This is a genomic window from Methyloceanibacter marginalis (genome assembly GCF_001723295.1).
GTDB classification, from domain to species: domain Bacteria; phylum Pseudomonadota; class Alphaproteobacteria; order Rhizobiales; family Methyloligellaceae; genus Methyloceanibacter; species Methyloceanibacter marginalis.
Window position 1 is genome coordinate 1 of record NZ_LPWD01000229.1, and the last position, 1,248, is coordinate 1,248.

At 60.2% G+C, this 1,248-nt stretch carries 3 protein-coding genes; all 3 read right to left on the bottom strand.

Features of this window, described 5'->3' with window-relative positions; translation table 11 throughout:
* A partial coding sequence (gene rplT, locus AUC71_RS09090; RefSeq protein WP_069624011.1) for a 50S ribosomal protein L20 occupies positions 1–212 on the bottom strand: 212 nt, incomplete at its 3' end.
* A gap of 34 nt (positions 213–246) precedes the next feature.
* A complete protein-coding gene (gene rpmI / locus AUC71_RS09095) occupies positions 247–450 on the bottom strand; it encodes a 50S ribosomal protein L35 (protein WP_069624012.1) in 204 nt (67 codons plus the stop codon).
* Between the two features lie 157 nt (positions 451–607).
* A complete protein-coding gene (gene infC / locus AUC71_RS09100; protein ID WP_069624013.1) occupies positions 608–1,129 on the bottom strand; it encodes a translation initiation factor IF-3 in 522 nt (173 codons plus the stop codon).
* Between the last annotated feature and the right edge of the window lie 119 nt (positions 1,130–1,248).

Consider the following 1,248-nt stretch of genomic DNA (forward strand, 5'->3'; position numbering starts at 1 on the left):
GCGCGCGCGGCGGCGTTGATGCGCTGGATCCACAGGCTGCGGAAGGTGCGCTTCTTCACCTTGCGGTCGCGATAGGCGTATTGGCCGGCCTTCTCCACCGCCTGCTTGGCAACGCGAATGGTATTCTTGCGGCGGCCGTAATAGCCCTTGGCCTTGGTCAGCACCTTGCGGTGCCGGGCATGGGCGGTAACGCCGCGTTTCACACGGGACATAGCAGTGCTCCTTAAGCTGGTCTCGCCTCAGGCCCTATCGGCCGTAAGGGAGGAAGTATTTCTTCACGACCTTGGCGTCTTCTTCGGCAAGGACCATGGTCCCCCGGGCATCCCGGATGAACTTGTTGGTCCGCTTGATCATGCCGTGCTGCTTGCCCGCAGCGGCGCATGTCACCTTGCCGGTGGCCGTAACCTTGAATCGCTTTTTGGCACCGCTCTTCGTCTTGAGCTTGGGCATTTGGCTTCCTTTTAGGCCGGTGCTGGCTTGAAGCCTGCCCGGCGTTCTTGAAATTGCTGATGGAAAGCATGCGAGCCGCCACGGCATGCCCTGCCGGGCGGCTCCTTGAAGGGCGGGTTATAGAGGGATTTCGGCCTCTATGGCAAGCGTCTAGGCCCTAGCGTGGGGCGAGAATCATGACCATCTGGCGCCCTTCCAGCCGCGGCTCCGACTCTACTTTGGCGATCGTCGAGGTGTCGACTTTCACCTTGTTGAGCAGCTGGACGCCGAGGTCCTGGTGGGCCATCTCGCGGCCCCGAAAGCGCAACGTCACCTTGACCTTGTCACCTTCCTCGAAGAACCGGTTCATCGAGCGCATCTTCACGTCGTAGTCGTGCGTGTCGATATTGGGCCGCATCTTGATCTCTTTGATCTCGACGGTGCGCTGCTTCTTGCGCGCCTCGGCGGCCTTCTTCTGCGCCTGATATTTGTATTTGCCGTAATCCAGAATCTTGCAGACCGGCGGCTCGGAGTTGGGTGAGATCTCGACCAGGTCGAGGCCCGCCTCCACGGCGCGCTCGCGTGCATCTTCGATGTCGACCACGCCGACATTCTCGCCGGTGGCGTCAATGAGCTGGATTTTTGGAGTGTCGATGCCCTCGTTAATACGGGGGCCGCCCTTGTTTGGGGCAAGCTTCATGGGCCGTCTTACGATGTGTCAGTCTCCTTAGTTGCGATGCACCCTCGCGCGCGACGGCACGGGGGTGCGGAAAATTCCGAAGATCAAAGCCTTACTTACTAAGATGGACCGATTTAGGC